General features: G+C 70.2%; 22 protein-coding genes and 2 pseudogenes. 18 read left to right on the forward strand and 6 right to left on the reverse strand.

Annotated elements, in window-relative coordinates; all coding sequences use genetic code 11:
• Window positions 1–781 precede the first annotated feature (781 nt).
• On the forward strand, window positions 782–1693 hold the full coding sequence (locus ACH4UK_RS17440; protein WP_398357187.1) for a transposase family protein: 912 nt from the start codon (window positions 782–784) through the stop codon (window positions 1691–1693).
• A gap of 99 nt (window positions 1694–1792) precedes the next feature.
• Here ACH4UK_RS17440 and ACH4UK_RS17445 read toward each other — a convergent pair whose 3' ends face one another.
• Entirely contained in the window at window positions 1793–2062 is a 270-nt protein-coding gene (locus tag ACH4UK_RS17445) for a hypothetical protein (RefSeq protein WP_398357189.1), read from the reverse strand.
• A gap of 61 nt (window positions 2063–2123) precedes the next feature.
• Here ACH4UK_RS17445 and ACH4UK_RS17450 point away from each other — a divergent pair.
• A pseudogene (locus ACH4UK_RS17450) lies at window positions 2124–2868 on the forward strand (transposase).
• 620 nt (window positions 2869–3488) lie between these two features.
• On the opposite strand, the gene ACH4UK_RS17455 reads toward ACH4UK_RS17450, so the two are convergent.
• Together ACH4UK_RS17455 and ACH4UK_RS17460 are read right to left on the reverse strand one after the other, a co-directional pair.
• Complete coding sequence (locus tag ACH4UK_RS17455) at window positions 3489–4592, reverse strand: methyltransferase domain-containing protein (protein WP_398357191.1); 1104 nt, start codon at window positions 4590–4592, stop codon at window positions 3489–3491.
• Entirely contained in the window at window positions 4589–4720 is a 132-nt protein-coding gene (locus ACH4UK_RS17460) for a hypothetical protein (protein ID WP_398357192.1), read from the reverse strand. The genes ACH4UK_RS17455 and ACH4UK_RS17460 overlap by 4 nt, the downstream gene beginning before the upstream one ends.
• Window positions 4721–5692: 972 nt before the next feature.
• Between ACH4UK_RS17460 and ACH4UK_RS17465 the strand changes: the two genes are divergently transcribed.
• The 9 genes and pseudogenes from ACH4UK_RS17465 (at window position 5693) to ACH4UK_RS17505 (ending at window position 12992) form a co-directional block, all read left to right on the forward strand.
• Window positions 5693–6937: a Twin-arginine translocation pathway signal gene (locus ACH4UK_RS17465; RefSeq protein WP_398357194.1), complete on the forward strand. Its 1245-nt coding sequence runs from the start codon at window positions 5693–5695 to the stop codon at window positions 6935–6937.
• Window positions 6938–6939: 2 nt separating this feature from the next.
• Window positions 6940–7254, forward strand: coding sequence for a 4a-hydroxytetrahydrobiopterin dehydratase (locus ACH4UK_RS17470; protein ID WP_398357196.1), 315 nt, complete (start codon window positions 6940–6942; stop codon window positions 7252–7254).
• A gap of 45 nt (window positions 7255–7299) precedes the next feature.
• Window positions 7300–7464, forward strand: a pseudogene (locus tag ACH4UK_RS17475) (HD domain-containing protein); the annotation flags it as partial.
• A 392-nt stretch (window positions 7465–7856) separates the two neighbouring features.
• Window positions 7857–8924, forward strand: coding sequence for a MarR family transcriptional regulator (locus ACH4UK_RS17480; protein WP_398357198.1), 1068 nt, complete (start codon window positions 7857–7859; stop codon window positions 8922–8924).
• A 404-nt stretch (window positions 8925–9328) separates the two neighbouring features.
• Window positions 9329–9577, forward strand: coding sequence for a hypothetical protein (locus ACH4UK_RS17485; RefSeq protein ID WP_398357784.1), 249 nt, complete (start codon window positions 9329–9331; stop codon window positions 9575–9577).
• A gap of 10 nt (window positions 9578–9587) precedes the next feature.
• Window positions 9588–9881: a Dabb family protein gene (locus ACH4UK_RS17490; RefSeq protein WP_398357200.1), complete on the forward strand. Its 294-nt coding sequence runs from the start codon at window positions 9588–9590 to the stop codon at window positions 9879–9881.
• A 199-nt stretch (window positions 9882–10080) separates the two neighbouring features.
• Entirely contained in the window at window positions 10081–10959 is an 879-nt protein-coding gene (locus ACH4UK_RS17495) for an RNA polymerase sigma factor SigF (protein ID WP_398357202.1), read from the forward strand.
• A gap of 234 nt (window positions 10960–11193) precedes the next feature.
• Complete coding sequence (locus tag ACH4UK_RS17500) at window positions 11194–12060, forward strand: RNA polymerase sigma factor SigF (protein ID WP_018958648.1); 867 nt, start codon at window positions 11194–11196, stop codon at window positions 12058–12060.
• 83 nt (window positions 12061–12143) lie between these two features.
• Window positions 12144–12992: a hypothetical protein gene (locus tag ACH4UK_RS17505; RefSeq protein ID WP_398357204.1), complete on the forward strand. Its 849-nt coding sequence runs from the start codon at window positions 12144–12146 to the stop codon at window positions 12990–12992.
• Window positions 12993–13192: 200 nt separating this feature from the next.
• Here ACH4UK_RS17505 and ACH4UK_RS17510 read toward each other — a convergent pair whose 3' ends face one another.
• Complete coding sequence (locus ACH4UK_RS17510) at window positions 13193–13408, reverse strand: hypothetical protein (RefSeq protein WP_398357205.1); 216 nt, start codon at window positions 13406–13408, stop codon at window positions 13193–13195.
• A gap of 225 nt (window positions 13409–13633) precedes the next feature.
• Here ACH4UK_RS17510 and ACH4UK_RS17515 point away from each other — a divergent pair, with 225 nt between their 5' ends.
• The 5 genes from ACH4UK_RS17515 (at window position 13634) to ACH4UK_RS17535 (ending at window position 19602) form a co-directional block, all read left to right on the forward strand.
• Window positions 13634–14146 (forward strand): MarR family winged helix-turn-helix transcriptional regulator, encoded by a 513-nt coding sequence (locus ACH4UK_RS17515; RefSeq protein WP_398357207.1) that lies wholly within the window; start codon window positions 13634–13636, stop codon window positions 14144–14146.
• Between the two features lie 31 nt (window positions 14147–14177).
• The gene (locus tag ACH4UK_RS17520; protein ID WP_398357209.1) at window positions 14178–16715 is read left to right on the forward strand and encodes an MFS transporter; all 2538 of its coding nucleotides are present in this window, start codon (window positions 14178–14180) and stop codon (window positions 16713–16715) included.
• A 218-nt stretch (window positions 16716–16933) separates the two neighbouring features.
• The gene (locus tag ACH4UK_RS17525) at window positions 16934–17749 is read left to right on the forward strand and encodes a YceI family protein (RefSeq protein ID WP_398357211.1); all 816 of its coding nucleotides are present in this window, start codon (window positions 16934–16936) and stop codon (window positions 17747–17749) included.
• A 193-nt stretch (window positions 17750–17942) separates the two neighbouring features.
• Window positions 17943–18413, forward strand: coding sequence for a PPOX class F420-dependent oxidoreductase (locus ACH4UK_RS17530; protein ID WP_398357213.1), 471 nt, complete (start codon window positions 17943–17945; stop codon window positions 18411–18413).
• Window positions 18414–18618: 205 nt separating this feature from the next.
• Window positions 18619–19602, forward strand: coding sequence for an NAD(P)-dependent oxidoreductase (locus ACH4UK_RS17535; protein ID WP_398357757.1), 984 nt, complete (start codon window positions 18619–18621; stop codon window positions 19600–19602).
• Window positions 19603–19651: 49 nt separating this feature from the next.
• Here ACH4UK_RS17535 and ACH4UK_RS17540 read toward each other — a convergent pair whose 3' ends face one another.
• Both ACH4UK_RS17540 and ACH4UK_RS17545 read right to left on the reverse strand, forming a co-directional pair.
• Window positions 19652–20383: a TetR/AcrR family transcriptional regulator gene (locus tag ACH4UK_RS17540; protein WP_398357759.1), complete on the reverse strand. Its 732-nt coding sequence runs from the start codon at window positions 20381–20383 to the stop codon at window positions 19652–19654.
• Between the two features lie 391 nt (window positions 20384–20774).
• Window positions 20775–22409, reverse strand: a complete 1635-nt coding sequence (locus tag ACH4UK_RS17545) for an MFS transporter (protein ID WP_398357214.1) — start codon at window positions 22407–22409, stop codon at window positions 20775–20777.
• Window positions 22410–22693: 284 nt separating this feature from the next.
• Between ACH4UK_RS17545 and ACH4UK_RS17550 the strand changes: the two genes are divergently transcribed.
• Both ACH4UK_RS17550 and ACH4UK_RS17555 read left to right on the forward strand, forming a co-directional pair.
• A complete protein-coding gene (locus ACH4UK_RS17550) occupies window positions 22694–23578 on the forward strand; it encodes an endonuclease/exonuclease/phosphatase family protein (protein WP_398357216.1) in 885 nt (294 codons plus the stop codon).
• A gap of 236 nt (window positions 23579–23814) precedes the next feature.
• On the forward strand, window positions 23815–25008 hold the full coding sequence (locus tag ACH4UK_RS17555; RefSeq protein WP_398357218.1) for a serine hydrolase domain-containing protein: 1194 nt from the start codon (window positions 23815–23817) through the stop codon (window positions 25006–25008).
• The last annotated feature ends 22 nt before the right edge of the window (window positions 25009–25030 follow it).

A 25030-nucleotide genomic window follows, 5' to 3' on the forward strand; every position in this document is an offset into this window, starting at 1 on the left:
AGATTTCGGGGTTCAAGTCCTGCTGGAGCAGTACAGGCTCTACGTAGAAATGGCGGACAGGACGAGCGCCCGCCGCGCGCTCACAAATTCCTTCTTCTTGACGGTAAATTTGGCCGCGCTAGGAACCGTAGGGTCACTAGCTGCCAAAACTTCAGGGAATTGGAACAACTTCGCTTCCTTTATAGGGGCACTTGCCCTGATAGCCGAGTGTTTTGTGTGGTTCTACACACTTCGCTCTTATAGGCAGCTAAGCAAGGCTAAGTACGCGGTGATTGAAATCCTTGAGGAAAAGCTTCCCTCTCGCCCCTACTCCAAGGGGGAATGGGGTGCATATATTAGATCAGGAAGACAAGGAAAATATTTCCGACTGACGTCCGCAGAACAGATTATGCCCTTGCTTTTTGGCATCAGCTATCTTGCCGCCTTTTTCTACTTGTCACATTGCTGGTGAATCATCTGTGTTCACCCTCTCTCCTGTCTTTCCGTGCTCCGCTCACTCCCGATCCGAAACAGCAACGGACGAGAAATAACAGCGCGACTGCAACGGCTCTGCCATGAAGTTTCAACCTGCTGATGCAGACACTGAGCAACATTGGCTCGCCCCCGACGCGCGAAAGACTCCGGCTGCTGTTGTCTTGGTCTCTGTTCAGTTCGCCTGCGCACAGCACAGTTCACCGCCATGCCCGCGCCCCGGGCTAACGAGCTCGTGCACGGTAGGCGGTGAGACATCGAGCTCCTGATCCTCGATCATGGTCTTGTGGTGGGGAACTCAACGCGTGCGGTGATCATCAGCAATCGGCGGATCACGGGCCTGGCTGTGGGAGTGATTGCTGAACTCGTCGAGGAGATCGGCCCGTTGTGGCAAGAGCGTCACCAGGCCCGGCTCACCTCCCGGCCACGGAAGCGGGCCGTGGGCGCCGGCGCAAAGCACCGGCTGGTGTTTGTCGATCGGCTGCTGGCCACGCTCGTCCATCTTCGTCACGGGGTCACCCACGACGTGCTGGCCTGCTGGTTCGGCGTGGACCGCTCCACCATCACCCGGGCCGTCGGCGAGGTGCGGCCCCTGCTCGCCGAGCGAGGCTGCACGGTCAGCCCCGACGTGCGGCTGCGAACTCAGGCCGACGTCGTCGACCACCTCGGCGCGAGCGGGACGACCGGCATCATCGACGGCACCGAGATCCGGGTCCGTCGGCCCGCCGCCGGACGGAAGGACCGCGACAAGTTCATCTCCGGCAAGAACAAGCAGAACGCCGTCAAGTCCATGGTGGTCACGGACGCCGAAGGCCGCGTGCTGTGGTGCAGCCCAGCACGACCCGCAAGCTGCGCGGACATCACTCACGCCCGCCAATTAGGGCTGGTCAAGCTCTTGGCCGACGGGCCCGCGGTCGAGATTCTCGCCGATGCCGGCTACCAGGGCCTTGGCGCGCAGACCGGCGGCCGGGTGGTGACACCACCGCACCGCAAGTTCAAGAAGAACGCCCCGGACTGGTACGAGGAGATGTACGAACGCCAGCGCAAGGCACACTCCTCAAGGCGGATCCGGGTCGAGCACGGCATCGCCCATCTGAAGAATTGGCGTGCCCTGGCCCGCCACCTCGGCCGCCGCGAGCACATGAGCCACACCGTCCAAGCCGTCGCCGGCCTGCTGTCCCATCAGCAGACCGCGGACCTGACGTCGACACGGCAGAGGTGAACACCGAGCCCCGCCGACAGCCTCGACGTCTCACCGCCTACCGTGCACGAGCTCGTAAGGGCTGTCCCGTAACTGCTGTGGCGAACAGCCGCAGGCTCGTCAGATGCTCGGACTCCTCCACAGATGTCGCTCGTCCAGGGTCCCGAATCGCACGTCTCCACGTGCGAGGTCGACGAGGATAGGCCAGCAGCCCAACAGCTGCTCTCTCGGATCACGCGAGGCGAGGTACTGCACAGAGTTGCAGGGCACGATCAGCAGCCCGTTGCTCTCACGGACCCGCTCTGCGTCGATGGCGAGAGGCGGTTCGTCATCGCGCTCACTGTGCGCGATGAACCCCGCCGCGAGTTGTAGGGCCTCGTCCTGCTCCATAATCAGTCTCCAGTCCATCGGCTAGAAGAAGGCACCCTAACCGGCCTGGGATGATCTTGGTGTGGCTGGTGTGATCACGGCGTCGGAGCCGTCCTGGATAGCCCCGTTCACCGGGCTGAGCCCGCGCCAGTTCGGGAAACTGGTCACGGTTCTGCGGTGCGAGGGTGTGGACGCGGTTCGCAGGGGCCTGCCGTTGGAGGACCGGGCCCTGCTGGTCGCGGCGTACTCGCGCACGAACCTCACCATGCGCCAACTTGCCCCGCTGTTCGGGGTTTCCAAGTCGGCGGCGGCCCGGATCATCGATCACCTCGGGCCGATGCTCGCCCTCCAGCCCCGCAAGTGGTTCGCGAAGGACACGGTGCTGATCGTGGACGGCACCCTGGTACCCACCCGCGACCACACCATCGCCGAGCAGTCGAAAAAACTACCGGTACTCCACCAACCACCAGGTGGTCATCGACGCCAGCATCCGGCTTATCGTGGTCGTCGGCCGGCCCCTGCCCGGCAGCCGCAACGACTGCAAGGCGTGGGAGGAGTCCGGTGCGACGGCCGCTGTCGGCACAACCATGACCATCGCCGATGGTGACTATCCGGGCACCGGGCTCGTGATGCCCCACCGCCGCCGAAAGGGCGAGGAACTGCCCGACTGGAAACGGACCCACAAGCAGGTCCGCGCCTGCGTCGAGCACGTCTTCGCCCGCATGAAGACCTGGAAAATTCTCCGCGACTGCCGCCTCAAAAGCGACGGCGCCCACCACGCCATGCTCGGAATCGCGCGGATGCACAATCTCGCCCTCGCCGGATAGATCACCAAGCCGTACAGCGGCCCACCCTGCCCGAGACCACTCAGAGATCATTTACGGGACAGCCCTTAGCTGGAACTTGCACGTCTCTGAACCTCCAGAACGCTCATGCGCACAGTTGGAAAGCGGGTTGGTGGATTAGTTGCCAGGAGCCGCGAGCTTCGTCGCGGGCCCATCTGTGGGCCAGGGCGGGCCTTCCAGAGGCTGCGGAGGCCGTAGGGCTAGGTCAGGAAATTGTGGCAACCCAAGGAGGCGCGGCCTTGAAACCGTCGCGCCGAGAAGAGCCACGATTCTGAGCACTTACAAGGATTGGGCACCGGACCCGGCTCAGTTTCCGTCTCATCCAGCCCCGTTCAGGGCCGTCCGGGGGCGATCGTTTGCAGAGCAGACGAACGGCTGTGAACGGGCTCGGGTCATGCTCTGAGCAGCACGAACTGACCTCGAAAGCGAGTGTGGCGTAACCCGTCACCGTGGGTTCAAATCCCACCGCTGCCGCTGATCAGCGAAAGGGCAGCCATTCCGGTTCTGCCCCTTCGCTGCGTTCCGCCTCATGTACCCGGCCACCGGCGACCCGGCAGAATCAGGAACCCGCAGTCCGCACGGCGGCCCCCGGCGTATCCGGGTCACTTCCTGGAGGGCCGGATTACCTCGCAAGGCTCCCGCAGCCACACCTGCTGCCCCCGGTCGGTGACGGTCAGCCCGAACTGATCTGCGTCGGGGCGCCCCACCGACTCGTACTCCCACCAGGCCTGCTCGATCTCCTCCCACAGGAACCCGGGCCCGTACTGCCACACCCCCTCCCCCGTGGCAGCCGTAGCAGCGCCGCCGTCCTCGCGGGTCACCCACACCTGAACACCCTCGGCGGTGCTCTGGTGGATGAGCCGTACGCCGGGCAGCCGCGCCCCCGCATACAGAGCGAACCCGAGACCGAGGATCAGGGCGGGGTCCAGGCCCGCCGCACGGGCCCGCCCCTCCCCGCACACCTCGTGGAGGTCAGGCACGCGATGGGACCGCATCGGCATGTACGTGGCCCCGCCGCAGAACGGACCCATCGCAGTGCCGTCGCCCTGAACCCGAAGCTGAACCAGCGCCCCGGACCAGAACTCCCGGGCGAGCGGGGCCACAACGACCCCGCCGGGCCGGACCTGCCGGAGCAGCGCGTACGGGACGTACCGCAACGCACACGTCGCGATCAGCCGATCCACGAGCCCCAGGCCGGGCCACGGTTCCTCACCGTCCCCGACGCGCAGATGCGGCCGGTACCCGGCCTCCGCCAGAGCCTGCGCCGCCTGCCGGGCCACGACCGGGTCCAGCTCAACGCTGTGGACCAGATCGTCACCGAGCCGCTCGCACAGCAACGCCGCCACGTACCCAGTACCGGTCCCGATCTCCAACACAAACTGACCGTCCTCGACTTCGAGCAACCCGAGCATCCGGGCCACCATCGAGGGCATCGAGTTCGACGACGTCGCCACACCGGGCCCGCCCAAGGCCCCGTCGTCGAGCTGCGTGACCACCAGCTCATCGCTGTTCACCAATGCCAGCCACGCATCCGCCCCCACCACCGGCTCACACTGGTCGGGCAGTTGCCGCCAGACCTCAGCCGGAACGAACCGGCTACGCGGCACCGCCTCGAACACCTGCCGCCACCGGCCGGTGAGCAACCCACGATCGGCCAACTCCTGTACCAGCCCCGGATACGTAGGGACCTCCTGCGCGGTGCTCACGACTGCGGGACGTAACTGGGACGGCTGCCGTCCGGAGACGGCTTCGGCTCCGACGGCGGGGTCCACGGCTTGTCCGACGGCGGCCCACCATGCTTGCCGGCCTCGGCCGGGACGGGGTCGGTGGTCATCATCCATCTCCTCTGATCGGTGAAGCTGACTGGTTGGCAGGGTCGTGAAGCCGGTAGATCCCGTACGGCGGAAACAGATCGACCCGACGCGGACAGCCACCCTCGGCACACACCCGACACAACAGATCCCGGCCGCCCCCGGTGCGCCGTACGGCGGTGACCGGTGCGCACCAACACGCCTCGCACGTACGGACATCTGTTGCCGAGAAGTTGATGCTCATCCGGCTTTCCGGAGAGCGGTGGCCGCCGCATGACACGGGCAGGCACAGTCCGGACGTCGGCAGAGGGCGTGCACGCCAGCCAGGTCCGTCACCAACGCACTGCGGCAGACAACGCCGTACGGGCCGTCCGCCCCCGCCGACAATCCGTCCAGGCCGGCGCCCGCACCTCCGGTCGCATCGGCGGCGGTGATCGGATCGCCCCGCCAGAGCAACGTCACCTCATGCTCCGGGCAGTAAGCCCCCACGTCGTCCTCGATCGGGAAATCGTGCGCGTCGCCCTCCGCGTAACACCTCATCCACGCACCTCCCGCCAGGCACGGCCAAGGTGGACAGCGGTCGGACAGGAGACTCCAGCACGGCAGCTGGGGCAGCACTGGGTGTGCCCGAGCCACGTCTTGTAGGCGGTGTCGCCCAGGGCGATGGTCTTCACGACGTGCCCTCGGCGCAAGTGGGGCACTCGCATGCGGGGAAGTCGTGCGACGTCTCCGGCCTTTCGAACGGGATCACCTCGGTCTCTTCCCGCAGGACACGGACAGTGCCTGTGCGGTTCACCTCGTACACCTTTAGCGTCATCGGCACGGCCGTCTCCCTGACCAATCGTCGGGCTCTCAGCCATTCCGCTGCATGGCCCGCTGTCACACCCTGATGATGTGCGAGTACGTCGAGTAAGGAATAGGTCGTCCCATGGCCACGTGTGGCCATCCGGCGGCCACGGCCAGGAGCACGGACGATGACACCTCACACTGAACGCATGGGCCGCAACGATGCGCTACGAGCTGCCCGCCTGCGCCGTGGATGGCGGAGCATCGAGGCCGCTGCCGGGGCACTTACCAGGCACGGGCAGCAGCTGCTGGACGACCGCCAGTTCACCGTGTCCGCGCGGACGTGGCGTCGCTGGGAAGGTGAGCGTCCCGGCTGGCCGGCGGAAGAGACCGCGATCGTTCTCCACGACGCCCTCGGCCGGTGGCCGGAGGACCTGGGCTTCACGACCCCGCCGGGCTGGATCCGGCCCGAGCACCACGAGGAGGAGCAGGTGAACCGCCGAGCCTTCACCTCCGTCACGGCGGCTGCGCTCGTCACGGGCCCGATGGCCCCGCAGCACGTCGACCCTGCTCTGGTCGACTACTTCCAGCAGCAGCTGGAGGGGCACTACCGGGCCGACATGTTCCTGGGCCCCCATGACCTGATCGGCACGGTGTCCGCGCAGTACCAGCTCATCGACAAGCTGGTGCGGTCCGCGAAGGGCGAGACGCGGCGTGGGCTCCTACGTGCGGGCGCGGCCTACGCGGCACTCGTCGGCTGGCTGTACCAGGATGCCGGTGACATGGACGGAGCCGCGTTCTGGCGAGGAGTGACGCAGGAGATCGCGGTGCGGTCCCGCGACCCGCACCTGATCGGGTACTCACTGGTGAATCAGGCGCAAGTACGTACAGATCTGGGTGACGGGCACGCGGTCGTCGAATTGTGCGCGGCCGTCCTTGATGACGCCGACCGGCTTGTACCGAAAGTACGGGTCATGGCGATGCAGCAACAGGCCCACGGTGCCAGCCTCACCGGCGAGCGCCGGGTCGTCGATCAGCTCCTGGACCGGGCCGACCGCCTTCTGCCGAGCGTCGACGACGACTTGCCGTGGGGCAACGCGTGTCGCCGAACGCCCGGGTACCTGGAGGTGCAGCGAGCGACCTGCTACGGGCGGCTCGGCCTAGGTACCGAAGCAGGTTCCCTCTGGGCACAGGTACTGGCGGGGGTGCCGGAGACGGCCCGCCGAGACCGCGGGGTATACATGGCCCGGCAGGCAACCGCCGCCGCAACGGCACGGGAGCCGGACCAGGCGGTGGAGATCGCCCGCACCGTGGCCACGATCGCCGTCGAGACCCGTTCCGCCCGCATGTGCCGCGAACTTGCCACGCTAGAACGGGCGATGCACCCGTGGCACGATGCCCCGGTCGGTCAGGACCTTGCGGAGATCCTGGCACCAGTGACCGAGGGGAGCTGAAGATGGGCAAGGATCCGTTGCCGGACGAAGAAATTGCGGCGTGCTTGGTCGAGTTGCCAGGCTGGATACGGGAAGGGGACACGATCACGCGGACGTTCGGGATCCGGTACCACGGTGGCGTTGCCCTGATCGTGAACGTCGCAGATGTCGAGCGTCTCATCGGACACCACGCGGACATCGACCTGCGATGGGATCACGTGCGGTTCGCGATCACGACGCACGACGCCGGGCACCGGCTCACCGCAGCCGACTTCGACCTGGCCGCACGGATCGACCGGATCGCGGCAGCGCACCAGGCGCAGCCTCACAACGCCTGATCAGGCAAGCAGATCCGCCTTGCTGAGGCGTGAGAGGCGGAGGTCGTGGCTGACGACCTGTCCGCGGTGAGCCGCTTCCTGTAAGAGGCGGGCACGCTCAAGCAGACGCGGCGCACCGGCTGGTGGATGGCCGGGGTCCGTGATCCGGAAAGCGTGGCGGCCGAGCACTCGTGGCGTACGGCGCTGATCGCCACGATCGTCGCGAAGCTGCTCGACTGGCTACGCACCACTCTGAGCCAAGGCAAGCCGCAGGCATCCACCGAAGCTCGGGGCCCGAGCCGCAAGACTCGGGCTTCGGGGTGGTCGGGTCACTCTTCCAGGGGTACGTGGGCGGCGCTCCGGCCCGAAGCTCGGGACCCGGGATTCGGGTGTCGGGATGCGAGATTCGAGGTTCGAGCGCCTTCTTTAACTGGTGGGTGGATATAGCGGGTTGGGAAAACCTCCCCTACCTACCCACCCCGTCACGACCAGGAAGTATGACTAATCGTGACAGCTTGCGGCGCAGCGTCACGACTGCTTACGGTGCGAGAACCAAGCGACCCCGACGCGGTGTTGTAGCACCGGGCCGGGGTCTCACCGCAAGATCGAGACAAGGCGATCCCGTGGCTATCCAGCACCATAGCTCTGCCCTGCATGTCGCAGCCTCCTCAGCCGCGTACCCGATGGCGAAGCCCGGTTACGGCAAGCGCTCCGCACCGGACCAACAGACCCGTACTCGGCACGACTTCGCCCTCCTCCCGACCCGCGAACGGTACGTCGCCGGGTTCGTCGACCACCTCCCCGAAGGTGCGGCGATGAGCGTCAAGCACCTGGCCAAACAACTGCCGCTCTACGGGCAACAGGCCATCTCCACCGCCCTGACCGCCCTCTCCGTCGCCGGGCACCTGCGACGCGTACGGTGCTCCGTCGGCGCGGGCGACGAAACGCGCTGGGTCTTCCGCACCTTCTGGTCCCGCACCGCCCACGACAACGAGTGGTGGAACACCTACCTCGCCACCGAGAACGCCACCCAGGCGGTCAGCTCCGCGCCGGATGCCTCGGCCCCCGACACCGCTCCCCCGCCGCCCTGGGCCCCGACCGAGGAACCGCTGCCCGCGCCGCCGGAGGACACCGGTAGGGAACAGGCCCCCGAATCCAAGGCCGTACCGCACCAACGCGTCCCGCCCCAGGCACCGGACGCCGCCCCCGCAGCGCCCGGCGGCTCCGCAGCCGGCCCTTCCCCCGCCTACCTCGCCTTGGCCCGCCTCGGCCGGGACGACCACCGCCTCGCCCTCTCCGCCGACGACTGCGCCGCCCTGGAAGCGCAGGCGACGGAATGGCTCGCCCGAGGCGTGAGCGTCGACTACCTGACCAGTGCCCTCACCGCAGGGCTCCCCGCCCACGTCGACTCCCCCGTGGGATTCCTACGCCGCCGCCTCACCGACAAGATCCCGCCCCGACTGCCCACCGGGAGCACCTCACCCGGCACCCGCGCCCCCGCTCGCCGCATCCTCATGGAATGCACCGACTGCGGCCGCCCCGGCCACCCGGAAGCCCTCCCCGACGGCCTCTGTCGCCCCTGCCGCGAAGCCCACTGCCCTGAGGCCGGCGAGAACTCGACCGACCCCGCCGAGGTCCCCGATGTCAAGGCACACATGACCAACCTCCGCGATCTCCTCAAAACTGTCTGAGATCGACGGCCACGGACTGACTCATGCCTCCCGGCCGACCAGCCGACCCGGCCGGACCGGAGCTACGGAATCTAGTTGCCGCCGTCCCCGCGCAGGCAAGGCGCACAGCAAAGCGCCCGGTCGCCGTACAGAGGATGTACGGCGACCGGGCGCTCCGGCTCAGGTCGGGGGAAGCGGCGTCGGGGGGACAAGCCGCTTCCCCCGGTGAGAACAGGACCTGCTGGTCGTCCGCCGCGGTCAGGGGGGTATCGCGCGGCGGTGACCCCACAGAGAGGTCCTGTTCCGGCCCTTCGGGTCCTGCCTGGTCCCGTTGGGCTCGGTATCCATCCTGCCGGGCCGCAGAAGCCGTACGGGCGGGCAAAAGACCTTGATGACGGGGTCGTAGGTCCTTAAAGGACGCATCAGTGATCAGAAACAGCCGCCGGATACGGCCATACGTGCGGATAGAATCGCCCGATCGCACGCACGGTCGACTGGAAGGCAGGATTGTGGCCAAGGCAAAGACGATCATCATCTACATGTTGGTGGTCTTCGTGCTGTACACGATCATCATGTCTCCCCAGCGGGCGGCCGAGCTCGTCCAGGTAGGGTTCGAGGGCATTTCCACCGCCGCGCAGAGCGTCGGTGACTTCATGTCAGAACTGGTGAAGTAGGAGAAGTACGATGATCCGCCACCTGGTCCTCTTCAAGCTGAACGAAGGCGTCGAGCGGGACGATCCACGGGTCGTCGCCGGGGACCGGGCCTTCCGGGAGCTGGCGGGGCAGGTTCCGGAGCTGGAGTTCTGGGAGTGCGCCTGGAACATCTCCGACCGGCCGATCGCGTACGACTACGCCATCAACTCCGCGGTCGCCGACGAGGACGCGCTCAAGCGGTACATCGAGCACCCGGCGCACCAGGCCGCCACGGGACAGTGGCGGGAGTTCGCCACTTGGGTGATCGCCGACTACCCCTTCTGACGCTCCCCCGTCACCGGATTCGTCCCGGTCACGCCGACCCCTCGCCGTTCAGGCGGGGGGTTTCTTTGTTCTGTTTAAACCCTTATGACCTCAACACGGCACTATGCGGTGCTTGCACACAGTGGACATGTCTTGTGATGCTATGACCGCTTTTGACGGATGAGTTGATCGTAGTTGACCGCGAAGGGGTGGCGTCACCGTGCCGGCCAGTACAGCGCCTCAAGTGCCTCCCCAGACCGTCCAGACCGTCCAGGCAGTCCAGACCGAGGACATCCAGACGGAGACCCCGGACCCCTCGGCCAGGCCCGCCAGGGCTCGCGGCGCCGACACCAGGGCGCTCACCCAGGTCCTCTTCGGCCAGCTCAAGAACCTGGAGCCGGGCACTCCGGAGCACCGCCGGGTCCGGGCCGCCCTCATCGAGGCGAACCTCCCCCTCGTGCGGTACGCCGCGGCGCGGTTCCGCAGCCGCAACGAGCCGATGGAGGACGTCGTCCAGGTCGGCACGATCGGCCTGATCAACGCCATCGACCGGTTCGATCCGGAGCGCGGGGTCCAGTTCCCCACGTTCGCGATGCCCACCGTCGTCGGCGAGATCAAACGCTACTTTCGCGACAACGTGCGCACCGTCCACGTCCCCCGCCGGCTGCACGAGCTCTGGGTCCAGGTCACCGGGGCCACCGAGGACCTGACGACCGCTCACGGACGGTCCCCGACGACCGCCGAGATCGCCGAGCGGCTGAAGATCTCCGAGGACGAAGTGCTCGCCTGCATCGAAGCCGGGCGCTCGTACCACGCGACCTCATTGGAAGCCGCCCAGGAGGGCGACGGACTGCCCGGTCTCCTCGACCGGCTCGGCTACGAGGACCCCGCGCTCGCGGGCGTCGAGCACCGCGACCTCGTACGCCACCTCCTCGTCCAGCTTCCCGAGCGCGAACAGCGCATCCTCCTCCTGCGCTACTACAGCAACTTGACCCAGTCTCAGATCAGCGCGGAACTGGGTGTCTCCCAGATGCATGTGTCAAGGCTTCTCGCCAGAAGTTTCGCCCGACTGAGATCCGCAAACAGGATCGAGGCGTAACCGGAACGGGTAGACCGTCCGGAGAGCAGTTCTGGCGGCACAAAAGGTCTACACCCCCTGTTTCCAGGGCGGATTCGGCGCTGACTTGTCGACATGTCACTACAGCGTGTTGCCGACATGTGACATTCTGCTCGAAGCGCGTTTGCCGCAGCCCCGCCTCCGGTATTCAGGTGGAGGCTGCGTTCCTCCGATGGTCGCGGCCACCGCGACCGTCCGCGACCTCAAGGGGGTGGCATGTCCGAAGAACAGGGCAGCTCGAAGGTGCTCACGCTCACGAAGAGCGTGCCGGCACCCGCCGTGCTCACCAGCTCACCGGAAGCCATCGACACCCGCACGCTGTCCCGCTCCCTGTTCCTGCGGCTCGCCGCACTCGGACCCGCCTCGGGCCCCGAGGGAACGGACAGTCCGGAGCGGACCTACGTGCGGGACACACTGATCGAACTGAACCTCCCGCTGGTGCGGTACGCCGCGGCGCGGTTCCGCAGCCGCAACGAACCGATGGAGGACATCGTCCAGGTCGGCACGATCGGCCTGATCAAGGCGATCGACCGGTTCGACTGCGAACGGGGCGTGGAGTTCCCCACGTTCGCGATGCCGACCGTCGTCGGCGAGATCAAACGCTTCTTCCGCGACACCTCCTGGTCCGTGCGGGTCCCCCGCCGGCTCCAGGAGCTGCGTCTCGCGCTGACCAAGACCAGCGACGAGCTCGCACAGAAGCTCGACCGTTCGCCGACCGTCCCGGAGCTGGCCCGCGCGCTCGGGGTCTCCGAGGAGGACGTGGTCGACGGCCTCGCCGTCGGCAACGCCTACACCGCCTCCTCCCTGGACTCCCCCTCGCCCGAGGACGACGGCGGCGAGGGCTCGCTCGCCGACCGCCTCGGGTACGAGGACTCGGCGCTGGAGGGCGTCGAGTACCGCGAGTCGCTGAAGCCGCTGCTGGCCAAGCTCGCCCCGCGCGAGCGCCAGATCATCATGCTGCGGTTCTTCGCGAACATGACGCAGTCGCAGATCGGCGAGGAGGTCGGCATCTCCCAGATGCACGTCTCCCGGCTGCTGACCCGCACCCTCGCGCAGCTCAGGGAAGGGCTCATCGCGGACTGAGCCGGAGCAGCGAGAGAGACGTGCGGGGACGCGGGCCCTGCACGAGGGTTCAGATTTGACGGAGCGTCAGTGACACTGGCGCGATGCGACGTCAGACATGCGGACCGATCGGCCGCCGGGGCACCGTGATCGCCGCCTCGGCGGCCGCGCTGTGTCTGGGCGGCGGCTTCCTGGTCGCCTGCGGGGGCGGGCCGGGCGACGACGGATACGTGGCGGTGGGCGCCGCCGCCGATGGCGGGGAGCGGCCCGCCGACGGGGGCGGAAAGCCCTCGGGCAAGGTGAAGCTGGTCCCGCTGGACGGGAGCGGCGACAGCGGAAGCGGAAGCGGCGGGAGCCGTGAGCGCGGCCCTGACAGCCGCGGTTCCGGTCATCCCTCGCCCGCGCCCTCCTCCCCGGGTGCGAGCGGGCCTGGGCGCGCCCAGGAAGGTCCCGGCGGGGCGCGTACACAGACGCCGGGCGGTCAGGGGGCCGGCTCACCCGCCGGGCCGGGCGGGAAGCCCTCGACGCCGGGCAGCGGTTCGGGGTCCTCTCCCGGCGGCGGGCGCGGCACCCCCTCGCCCCCGGACGGCCCCGCTCCGGGGGGCGGCGCCCCCGGCACCCCGAGCCCTCCCGCACCGCCCGCGACCCCTGCCGCGCTGACGTGGAGCGCGCCGCAGCGTGCGGCGGCGGACCAGCGGTGGTGCGAGAAGGTGACCGTGGAATTCCGCAACACCGGCGGCTCCCCGGCGCGTTCGGGAACCGTCACCTTCGCCACGCACATCATCGGCGCCCTCGGTGTGGACTGGGCGACCATCACCTCGTCCCAGCCCCTCCCCGCCCCGATCGGCGCGGGCGCGGCGCGCTCGGAGACGTACACCGTCTGCGTGGAGTCCTGGCGGGTCCCATTGGGGATGCGCGTCGAGACACAGGACGTCTCCGCCGTGTGGAAGTGACCCGGGCCCGCACGGGGAGGGCGAGAGAGGGAAAGGGAGAGCGGGAGCGGACTGCTCCGGACCTTCCCCAACGCACGAAGGCCGCTCGGGGGCGGAGCGGCGGCCGGCTGTCGCGGCTCCGCTGTCCGTCACCCGTGCGGCCGGATCGTGCTGTCGTGCAGCCGTACGGTCGTGCTGCCGTACGGTCGTGCCGTCGCGGGTCAGCCCAGTGCGAGCCAGGCCACCGCGATGAGAACGACGACGACCGCGACCACCGCCGCGATCACCCCGACTCTCGGCTTGGACGAGGTCGCCGCGGGCTGCTGCCGGCGCTGCGGCTCACCCTCGTCGACGAAGGCGCGGAACATCTGCGTGCTGCCCGCCGGGTCGGGGTTGCCCTCGGGGCCCGGCTGAGGGGCGTGGGGGTTGTGTGCCATGGGGCAGGACCCTAGCGAACTCGGGCCCCCGGCCCAACCCCCGGGGCCGCCCGGGACCCCGTCCGACCTGCGGCGGCGCGCACGGAGAACGGGCTTGACCTGGACCCTACAGAGGCTTTTGCGTTCCTTTACTTCTGCAAGCCCGTTTTCGTTTGCCTGCAGCAACCAACGGCTTCTATCGTTGCCCTAAGCAACAACATAGTCGTGATTGTGGTGGGGGTTCCCGTGGCCGCACGGAGTAGTTACGAGGAACTGGCCCGGCAGCTCAGCGCCGTCGGGGCCGTCAAAAGGGGGCTCGCCCGCGCGCTGCCCCACGAGTGCCCCGCGGGATCCGCCGCCGTACTGACCCTCCTGGACCGGCACGGCGAGATGCGGATCAGCCGGCTCGCCGAGCTGCTGTCCGTGGACATGTCGGTGACCAGTCGCCATGTGGCCCATGTGGCGGATCGCGGCTGGATCGAACGGTCCCCGGACCCGGCGGACAAGCGGTCCCGCATCCTGCGGCTGACCCCCGGCGGTCTCGCGCAGCTCGACGAGCTGACCCGGCGGACCACCGAGATGTTCGCCCACAACCTTCAGGACTGGTCCGACGAGGACGTCGGCCGGCTCAATGCGCTGCTGTCCCGGCTGCGCGACAGCTTCGCCTGTCGCGGATCCGGCGGCTGCGCGCCCGGACGTCACACCGGCGAGTGCAGGACCCGCCTCGGCGACGAGGCTCACACCCGTACACCTGTGTAACAGAAGCAAATACGCACGGATAAGGAACTCAATGGCTACGACCACACCCACCGGTGTGCGGGGCGGCCACGCCAAGCACGGAGGGCACGGGGGCAACACCGCCTCCGGCGCCCCCGACGGCACGCCGATGACACACCGGCAGATCATGGAGGCGCTGACCGGGCTGCTGCTCGGCATGTTCGTCGCGATCCTCTCGTCGACGGTCGTCTCCAACGCCCTGCCCGAGATCATCTCCGACCTCGGCGGCGGTCAGAGCGCCTACACCTGGGTCGTGACGGCCTCGCTGCTGGCCATGACCGCCACCACCCCGCTCTGGGGCAAGCTCTCGGACCTCTTCAGCAAGAAGCTGCTGGTCCAGATAGCCCTGCTCATCTACGTCCTGGGCTCGGTCGTCGCCGGTCTGTCGACCAGCAGCGGCATGCTCATCGCCTGCCGCGTCGTCCAGGGCATCGGCGTCGGCGGGCTCTCCGCCCTCGCGCAGATCGTCATGGCCGCGATGATCGCCCCGCGCGAGCGCGGCCGCTACAGCGGCTACCTGGGCGCGGTCTTCGCCGTCGCCACCGTCGGCGGCCCGCTGCTCGGCGGCGTCATCACCGACACCAGCTGGATGGGCTGGCGCTGGTGCTTCTACGTGGGTGTGCCGTTCGCGATGATCGCCCTGGTCGTGCTCCAGAAGACCCTGAAGCTCCCGGTCGTCAAGCGCGAGGGCGTCAAGATCGACTGGACCGGCGCGTTCTTCATCAGCGCCGCCGTCTCGCTCCTGCTCGTCTGGGTGACCTTCGCGGGCGACAAGTACGACTGGGTGTCCTGGCAGACCTACGTGATGGTCGCGGGCTCGGTCCTGCTGGGCCTGCTCTTCGTCTTCACCGAGTCGCGGGCCAGCGAGCCGATCATCCCGCTGCGCCTCTTCCGTAACCGCACCATCACGCTGGCCTCGATCGCCTCGCTGTTCGTCGGCATCGCGATGTTCGCGGGCACCGTCTTCTTCAGCCAGTACTTCCAGCTGGCGCGCGGCAAGTCGCCGACGATGTCCGGCGTGATGACCATCCCGATGATCGCGGGGCTCTTCCTCTCCTCGACCATCTCCGGCCAGGTCATCACCAAGACCGGACGCTGGAAGGCGTGGCTGGTCAGCGGCGGCTTCCTGGTCACGGCCGGGCTCGGCATGCTCGGCACGATCCGGTACGACACGGAGTACTGGCACGTCGCGATCTTCATGTTCGTCATGGGCCTCGGCATCGGCATGATGATGCAGAACCTGGTCCTCGCCACCCAGAACCAGGTCGCCCCCGAGGACCTCGGTTCCGCGAGCTCCGTCGTCACCTTCTTCCGGTCCCTCGGCGGTGCGATCGGCGTCTCGGCACTCGGCGCGGTCCTCGGCAACCGGGTCACCCACTACGTCAAGGACGGCATCGCCGCCCTCGGCCCGGAGGGTGCGGCGTTCGGCCACGGCGGCACCGGCGGCGGGGGCATCCCCGACCTGGACAAGCTGCCCGAGCCGCTGCGCCTGGTCATGGAGGCCGCGTACGGGCACGGCGTCGGAGACGTCTTCCTGTACGCCGCTCCGGCCGCGCTCGTCGCCTTCATCGTGACGATCTTCATCAAGGAGGTCGCGCTGAAGAGCAGCGCCGCGAACGACACTCCCGTCGAGGCTCCGGCCGCCGCCGAGACGGCCGAGGTCCCCGTACCCGCCGCCGTCGGCGCGGCCGGGCTCGTCTCCGAGGGCGCGGCCGGGGTCACCTCGGTCGACACCTCCGACGCCCCTGTCCCGCATGCCGCCTTCGACACCGTCGGCACCGTCCGGGGCACACCGGTGCACGGTGTGGTGCGCGGCGCGGAGGGCGCTCCGGTCGCCCGTGCGGCCGTCACCCTGATCTCGCTGGGCGGCCGGCAGCTCGGACGCTCCGTGGCCCGGCCCGACGGCGGCTACACCCTGGACGCCCCCGGCTCCGGCAGCTACGTGCTGATCGCCTCCGCCGACGGCTTCCAGCCGCAGGCGTCCACGGTGGTCGTCGGCGCGGAGCCGCTGGCCTTCGACATCCTGCTGTCCGGTACGAGCGGACTGGCCGGAACCGTGAAGGCCGCCGAGTCCAGCGCTCCCGTCGGCGGCGCGATGGTCATCGTGACCGACGTCCGGGGCGACGTGCTGGCCACCGGCGCGTCCGGCCCGGCCGGTGAGTTCGCCTTCGGCGAGCTGATCCCGGGCTCCGTGACCGTCGCGGTCAACGCGGACGGCTTTCGCCCGCTGGCGCTGCCGGTGGAGATCGGCGGCCAGGGCGTCACCCGTGTCGAGGCCGCACTGCGCTCCGGCGCGCTGGTCCAGGGCCTCGTGCGGGCCGGGTCCGCCCGCAGCCCGCTGGCCGACGCCCGGGTCACGCTGATCGACGCGGCGGGCAACGTCGTCGCCACCGCGACGACCGGCGAGGACGGCGCGTACGCCTTCACCGACCTGGACGCGGGCGAGTACTCGGTCGTCGCGACCGGCTACCCGCCGGTGGCCGGCTCCCTCACCGTGAGCGGCCGGGGAGTCGACGGGCACGACATCGAGCTCGCCCACCCCGGCGAGTGACGGGTTCCTTTCACGTGAGCACGTGAAGGGATCGCGAAGACCCCTGGCCGGACAGCACTCCCAGCGGAGAGGCTGTCGCGGCCGGGTGGAAATGGGCCCCGGTGGCGGGTACGGCAGGCAGGGGACGGCCTGCCGTGACCGCCCCGGGGCCCGACTCATGTGACCCCCGCGTTCCTTCGGGCCGCGTCCGGGTCATCGAGCTAGGAGAGAGATACGGGATGGGACTTCGCGCACAGGTACGGACGCGGGACGGCTGGGCGGTCCAGCACGCCATCGTGACCGTCACCGACATGACCGGCGCCCAGGTGCTGCGCGCCGCGGCCGACGAGGACGGGGCCGTCCGCACGGACGGTTCGCTGACGGCCGGCGCGTACACGGTGATCGTCACGGCGGTCGGGTACGCCCCCGCCGCCTCCACCGCCCTCGTCACCGCGAGCGGCCGGATCGAGGCCGGCCAGATCGTGCTGGCCCGCCAGGGCGGGGTGGAACTGCCGCCGCCGGGCGCCTGGTCGCTGGACCCCGCGCACTCCTCGGTCGCCGCGGTCGCCCAGCACCTGGGCATCTCCAGCGTGCACGGCCGGTTCACCGACTTCGGCGGCCGGATCGAGATCTCCGACGACCTCGCCCGCTGCCGGGTCGACGCGGTGATCAGGGCGGCCAGCATCGACACCGGCAACGGCATGCGGGACAAGCACCTGCGTTCGCCCGACTTCCTGGACGTGGACCGGTACCCGGAGATCGCCTACGGCTCCACCTCACTGGTCCCGGCCGGCCCCGACCGCTGGACCGTGCACGGCGAGCTGACCATGCACGGCGTCTCCCGCCCCGTCGACCTGGACCTCAGCTACCTCGGCACCGGGCCCGACCCGTGGGGCGGGGTGCGCGCGGCCTTCCACGCCACCGCCGAACTGCGCCGCGAGGACTTCGCGATGAACTACAACCAGGTCCTCCAGGCCGGCATCTCCGCGATCGGCACGACCCTGCGCGTGGAGCTGGACATCCAGGCCGTCCAGGGCGAGGCGCTGCCCGGCTAAGGGCTGGCCCGTAATCCCTGGCGGGCGCGCGACGACAGCTACGGCACCTCGCCGCGTTGTCGGAACGCCCGAATACATCCAGTATGCGGACGCCCCTCCGCCTTGCGATGCACCGCATCTGACGCCGCGCGCTGATCCACCAGGGATTACGGGCCAGCCCTTAGCTCCTGGAGCCGGTCGTAGGGTGGTGGGCATGGCACCGAACATCGCGACCAACACCGCTGTGGAGCTCGACGACTTGCTGGCGTTCGTACGCCCCCGGCACCGGGCGGTCCTGCTCACCACCCGGGCCGACGGCCGCCCCCAGGGGTCCCCGCTGACCTGCGGGGTGGACGACGCGGGGCGGATCGTCATGTCGACGTACCCCGAGCGCGCCAAGACCCGCAACGCGCGGCGCGACGAGCGGGTCAGCGTGATCGTGCTGTCGGACGCGTGGGACGGGCCGTGGGTGCAGGTCGACGGTTCGGCGGAGGTGCTCGACGCCCCGGACTCGGTCGAGCCGCTCGTCGAGTACTTCCGGAACATCTCGGGCGAGCACCCGGACTGGGACGAGTACCGGGCGGCGATGGTGAAGCAGGGCAAGTCGATCATCCGGGTCACCCCGGAGCGCTGGGGTCCCGTCGCCACCGGCGGCTTCCCGGCGCACCTGGCTCCGGGGAGCTGATCCCGCGATGACCGGGAGCACCGAGCGGGACGTGAGCGCCGGGGGTGTTGGGCGGGACGTGACTGCCGGAACGGTCGGGGGTGCCGAGCGGGACGTGAGCGTCAGGGGCGCCGGGGCCGCCGGGCGGGACGCGACTGCCGGGGGCGCTGGGCGGGTGCCGCCCTCGTCCGTCCCGGGGCGGTTGCCCTCCGCGCTCGCGTGCGGGCTGCCCGCGCCCACGCCGTTGCCCGCGCCCGACGCCCTCGTGCGGGCCCGGCTGCTGGTCGCTCCCTCGCTGGACGGCGGCCTGGTGCGGGAGCTCGAGCGGATCGCCGGACGGGGCGCGGAGCCCCTCCAGGACATCCCGCCGCCGTCCGACGTGCCCCTCCTCTGCGTGGGCGAGACGTTGCCCGCCGCGCTGCGGACGAACCGTCTGCTCTGGTTCCACAGCGTCAACGCGGGGACCGACCCGCTGCTCGCCGGGGGCCCCTGGCCCGCCGCGGCGCTCCTGACCCGGACCGTGGGCCGGATGGGCGAGCGGATGGCCCAGTACGTCCTGGCCTGGCTGCTCGCCGAGTGCCAGTCGGTCACGGAGTTCACCGCCCAGCACGCCCGCGCGCACTGGGAGCGCCTCCCCTCCGAGCTCATCGCCGGGCAGACCGCCCTGATCTACGGGACCGGCCGCATCGGGGCCGCTGTCGGACGGCTGTTGCAGGGCTGCGGGGTGCGCACCGTGGGCGTCGCCCGAGCGGCGCGGTCCGGTCCCGCACCGGGCTCCGAGCGGGTGGTGCCCGGCTTCGACCGCGTGATCGGGGCCGGCGAGGACACCGGAGCGCTGGGCTCCGCCCGCTGGGTGATCTCGACCCTGCCGTTGACGGCGGCCACGGAGGGCTTCTTCGGGGCCGCCCGGTTCGCGGCGGTGCGCGGGGCGACGTTCGTCAACGTGGGGCGGGGCGCGACCGTGGACCTGGCGGCGCTGGAGGCCGCGCTGCGCGGCGGAGCGGTGCGGCGGGCGGTGCTGGACGTGCTGCCGGAGGAACCGGCCGCGCCCGGGGACCCGGTGTGGAAGCTGCCCCGTACGGTCATCACCTCGCACTCCTCGGGGATCACCGCCGACGAGGACGTCGCCGTGGACTTCGCCGCCTGCTGGGAGGCCGTGGCGGCGGGCCGCCGGCCCGAGCTGACCGTGGACGTGGGGCGCGGCTACTGACGGGCAGCCGGTCCGGTCGCGGCGGCCGCCGAACGCGGGTCCGGTCCGGCTACCGAGTGGGCGAACCCGTCCGGTCACGCATCGCCTCGATGCCCGCGATCACCAGGTCCAGCGCGAAGACGAAGTCCCGCTCCCGCATCTCCTCGACCGTCTCCCCGCCCCGGGCCGCCATCAGGGCGGCGGAGGAATCGACGATCTTCCGCAGGTGCGGCTGCGCCCGGATCGTCCCCATCGCCCGCTGGTGGTACTCGTCCTGGGTCAGCCCGGTCGCGTCGCACCGCGCCTTGAAGTGGCCCTCGACGGTGCCGAATCCGTACACGAACTGAAAGACCGCCGAGAGCGCGCCGGTCTGCCGTTCCAGGGGCAGGCCGGTGGCGCGGATGACGTCCTGGACGGCGTACGAGAACAGCATGGAGTTCGGGCCGATGTTGAGGAAGGTCCCGGCCAGGGGGGAGATCCAGATGTGACGGACGAGCAGTTCGCGGTAGGTGCGGGCGAGCTCGCGCAGCCGGTCCCGCCAGTCGGCTTCCTCGCGGGGCGGGGCGATCTCGGCGTAGACCGAGTCGAGTGCCAGCTCCAGGAGGTCGTCCTTGGTGTCGACGTACCAGTAGAGGGACATCGCGGTGACGTCCAGCTCGGCGGCGAGCCGGCGCATCGAGAACTTGGCGAGGCCGTCGGCGTCCAGCAGCCGCACCGACGCCTCGGTGATCCGGCCGCGGTCCAGGCCCGCCGGGGACTCGGACCTGCGGGAGCGCGAGGGGGTCCGCCGGTCCAGCCACACGCTGGTCCGCGCCGCGTCGCTCGCGCGGTCGGGCTCGGACGCGGTCTCGGACCCGGGCTCGGACGCCGTCCCGGTCTCGGGCTCGGGCTCGGGCTCGGGCTCGGTCTCGGACACCGCCTCGGGCTCGGACACCGTCTCGGTGCGGGCCTCGGCCTCGGTCTCGGACGCGGACGTCAACGCGGACTCGGAATCGGAACCTGACCCTGACGCGGACGCGGACGCGGATGCCGACCCGGATCCGGACTCGGACGCGGACACCATGGAGCACTCTCCTCGTCTTGCTCGGACCGCCCCACCTAGCCGTCCTGCCGGAACGGCGGGACCGGGCGGGTCCTGCCGGAAGGGCGGCGTACCGGACGCTGACGGTCCGGTACGCGCGTCCGTCCGCATGCTATGCCGCCGGGCCCGTCGAGTCTGCCCGGTCCCCGGCCTTCTCCACCTGGCCGGCGGCCCGCTCGGCGTGGGCGGCACTTCCCGCCCCGGCCGACGCGGCGGGCGCCGTCCCCTCAGCAGGACCGGCCGACGCGGCGGCCGACGCCTCCGCCCGTTCGGCCCGGCGCAGCAGGAACGCGGCGAGCAGACCGCCCGCCAGCACCGCGACCGCGCCGACCAGTTGGCTGACCTCCAGGCCCGACGCGAAGGCGTCCTTGATCTGCTCACGGGCGGCGGGCCCGTCGGCGGCGGCCAGGGCCGCGGGCAGCGAGGCTGCGCCGACGGCGGCCGGGACGAGGGCGGCGAACCGGGCGTTCATCACCGCGCCGAGCACCGCGACCCCGAGCCCGTTGCCGAACTCCGCGAGCGTGCCGTTGACCCCCGCGCCCACCCCGGCCTTCTCCGGCGGGATGGCGCTCATGATGGCGTTGGCCATCGCGGGCATCGCCAGCGCGATCCCCGCCCCCATCACGACCAGGCCGAACAGCATGCCGCCGTATCCGGCCCGCCCGAGCAGCGCGATGGCGGCGAGTCCGGCGGCCAGGCAGCTCATCCCCGCCGCGATGACGACGGGCGTCCCGATCTTCTGCACCAGCCGGGCGCCCAGGCCGGTCAGATTGAGGGCGACCACGGTGAGCGCCATCGGAGCCGTCCGCAGCCCCGCCTCCAACGGCCCGTACCCGAGCACGAACTGAAGATGCTGGGTGAGCAGGAAGAGCGAACCGCCCATGCCGAAGGCGACCAGGATCGCGCCCGCCACCGCGCCGATGAACTTCTGGTTCCGGAAGAAGTGCATGTCGAGCATCGGGTTCGGGATGTGCAGCTCCCACAGGACGAACCCGGCCATCACCGCGACCCCGACGAACGCCGTCAGCAGCACCCGGCCGGACGCCCAGCCGTGTTCGGGCCCGGAGATGATCGCGAAGACGACGGCGGTCATGCCGATCGTGGAGAGCAGCGCGCCCAGCAGGTCGGGCCGCTCCCCCTGGCCGTTCTTCGACTCCGGTACGAGCCGGACGACGGCCGCCAGGGCGATCAGCGCGACCGGGATGTTGATGAGGAAGATCGCGCCCCACCAGAAGTGGTCGAGGACGAAACCGCCGAACAGCGGGCCCGCCGCGAATCCGAGGGAGCTCACGGTCGACCAGATCCCGATCGCCTTGACGCGCTCGGTGTCGTCGAAGATCTGGACCACGACGGCGAGCGTGGTGGTGAGCAGCAGCGCGCCGCCGACGCCCATCCCGGCACGGGCCGCGATGAGCTGGCCCGAGGACTGGGAGAGCCCGGCCACGAGCGATCCGACGCCGAACAGGGCGAGGCCCACGAGCAGCATCTTCTTGCGCCCGTAGCGGTCGGCGGAGCTGCCCGCGGTGAGCAGCAGCCCGGACTGGACGAGCGAGTAGGCGTTGATCATCCACTGCACGTCGGCGGTGGAGGCGTTCAACTCCGTGGTGAGGGAGGGGATCGCGACGTTGAGGACGGTGTTGTCGAGCAGCACCGTGAGCTGGGCCAGGCAGATGACGCCGAGGATCAGCCAGCGCTGCGGATGCCCCTGGGGGGCGCGTTCTTGTCGCTGTGCGGCGGGCGCCGTCATGCGGGCTCCTTGAGGATCCGGTGCGGCGGCGACAGCTCGCTCCGGGGTGGTTGTACGGCGTATGGGGCGTGGGCGATGTACACCGTAAGGCAGTCCCTGTACAACGTACAAGTCCATATATCCGGGCCGGCCCCCGTGCCTCACCCCTGTCCGCCCCCTCCCGATTCCCCTGCGATTCCCTGCCGACGAACCGGTCGCGCCGGTGGGACCCGCGCGGTGACCAGGCGGTACGGTTCTCGACGCTGACCTGACAAAGTGCACGATTCCCGGCCTGTTGGAGAGCCATGTCGCTGCGTCGCTCCACCCCTCGCATCCCTCAACTCCTGCTCGCCGCCACCCTTCTGGGGGCCTTCCTCGCGCCGCCCGCCGCGGCCGCCACGACGCCCCGGCCCCCTTCCGGCGGGGACCTGCCGCTGCGGGTCGCCACCTACAACATCCATGCAGGGGCGGGCCCGGACGGCGTCTTCGACCTGGACCGCCAGACCGCCGAACTCCGTTCGCTGGACGCCGATGTGATCGGGCTTCAGGAGGTCGACCGGCACTGGGGCGACCGCAGCGGGTGGCGGGACCTCGCGGGCGAGCTGGCGCGGCGGCTGCGCATGCACGTCTCCTTCGCTCCGATCTACAGCCTGGACCCGCCCCGACCGGGCGATCCCCGGGCGGAGTACGGGGTGGCCGTGCTGTCGCGGCACCGGATCGTGAGCGCCGAGAACCACGAGATCACCCGCCTCTCGACCCAGGACCCGAACCCCGTCCCCGCCCCCGCCCCGGGGTTCGGCGAGGTCGTCGTACGCGTACGGGGGCTGCCCGTACACGTGTATGTGACGCACCTCGACTACCGCCCGGACCCCGCCGTCCGGGTCGCCCAGGTCGCCGACACCCGGCGGATCATGGCCGAGGACCGGGGGCCGCGGATCCTGCTCGGCGACTTCAACGCGGAGCCCGCCGCCCCCGAACTGGCCCCGCTGTGGCAGGAGCTGGCGGATGCCGACCCGGGTGCGCCCACCTTCCCGGCGCAGGCCCCGGTCAAGCGGATCGACTTCGTGGCGGTGTCGAAGGACGGCCCGCGCGGCGGGATCGCGGTGCGGAAGGCGTGGGTGCCGGAGAGCACCGCATCGGACCACCGGCCCGTGGTGGCGGACCTGCTGCTACGGCGGCGGCCCCGCTGAGTCCGCGGCTGCGGGGCCCGCGCCCGAGAGTCCGGAGCCGATGAGCACGGAGCCGATGAGTCCAGGTCCGATGAGTCCGGCGTGGGCCGGGAGTCCCCACTTTCGGCCTGAATGCCTCCTTTTACCGCCGGTGAGCGTCCTCCTACCCGAGGGCGCTCACCGTCCACCGCCCGCGGGCGGTATCTGCGAGAGGGCAGGCCTCTGACAGCACATGCGGCACCGGACGAAGGACGACCATGACCACCACCCCCCTGCACGGACTGCTGGACACCCACATCGCCGGGGGATCGATGCCGGGCGCGGTGGCCCTGGTCGCCCGGGGCGAGCGGGTCGAGGTGGTGTCGGCCGGTACGGCCGGCCTCGCCGGGTCCGCGCCGATGCGCCGGGACACGCTCTTCCGCATCGCCTCGATCACCAAGCCCATCGTGGCGGCGGCGGCCATGACGCTCATCGAGGACGGCCTGATCGCCCCCGCCGACCCCGTGACGGCCTGGCTGCCCGAGCTGGCCTCGCCGCTGGTCGTACGGACCCCGCAGAGCCCGGTCGGCGACGTGGTGTCGGCGGTCCGCCCGATCACCCTGCTGGACCTGTTGACCTTCCGGGCCGGCTACGGCTTCCCGTCCGACTTCTCGCTCCCGGGCGTCGCCCCGCTGTTCACGGAGCTGAAGCAGGGCTCGCCCGAGCCACAGGGCGTCCCCGCGCCGGACGCCTGGATGGCCGCGCTGTCCCGGATCCCGTTGCTGCACCAGCCGGGCGACGGCTGGCTCTACAACACGTGCTCCGACATCCTCGGCGTCCTCATCGCCCGGGTCGCCGACCGCCCGTTGCCCGCGTATCTGGCGGAGCGGCTGTTCGAACCCCTCGGCATGACGGACACCGGGTTCTCCGTGGAGCCCGCCGCGCTGGACCGGTTCACCAGCTACTACCGGGCCGGGGCGGAGGGGGCAGAGGGGGCAGAGGGGCCGCAGGGGGCTACGGGCGGGCCCGTACTGGTCGACGCTCCGGACGGGCAGTGGAGCAGCCCGCCCGCCTTCCCGTCCGGTGCCGGCGGCCTGGTCTCGACCGTCGACGACTGGTACGCCTTCGGCCGGATGCTGCTCGCCGGGGGCCTGAACGACGCCGGCCACCGGGTGCTGGCCGCCGCATCGGTCCGCCAGATGATCACCGACCACCTGACCCCGGAACAGCGCGCCGCGAGCGGGCTGTTCACCGAGGGCCAGGGCTGGGGATTCGGCGGCTCGGTGGACGTCGAGATCGCGGCCCCCTGGAACGTCCTCGGCCGCTACGGCTGGATCGGCGGCACCGGCACCACGGCCCACATCGTCCCGTCCACGGGCACGGTCGCCGTCCTGCTCACCCAGATGGAGCTGGCCGGGCCCGTCGCGCCCCCGGTGATGCGGGACTTCTGGACGTACGCGGCCGGGTTCTGAGCCCGGCCGCGTACGCCCCGCG

Origin of the sequence: Streptomyces sp. NPDC020884 (assembly GCF_044333935.1) — a bacterium.
Classification (GTDB): Bacteria; Actinomycetota; Actinomycetes; order Streptomycetales; family Streptomycetaceae; genus Streptomyces.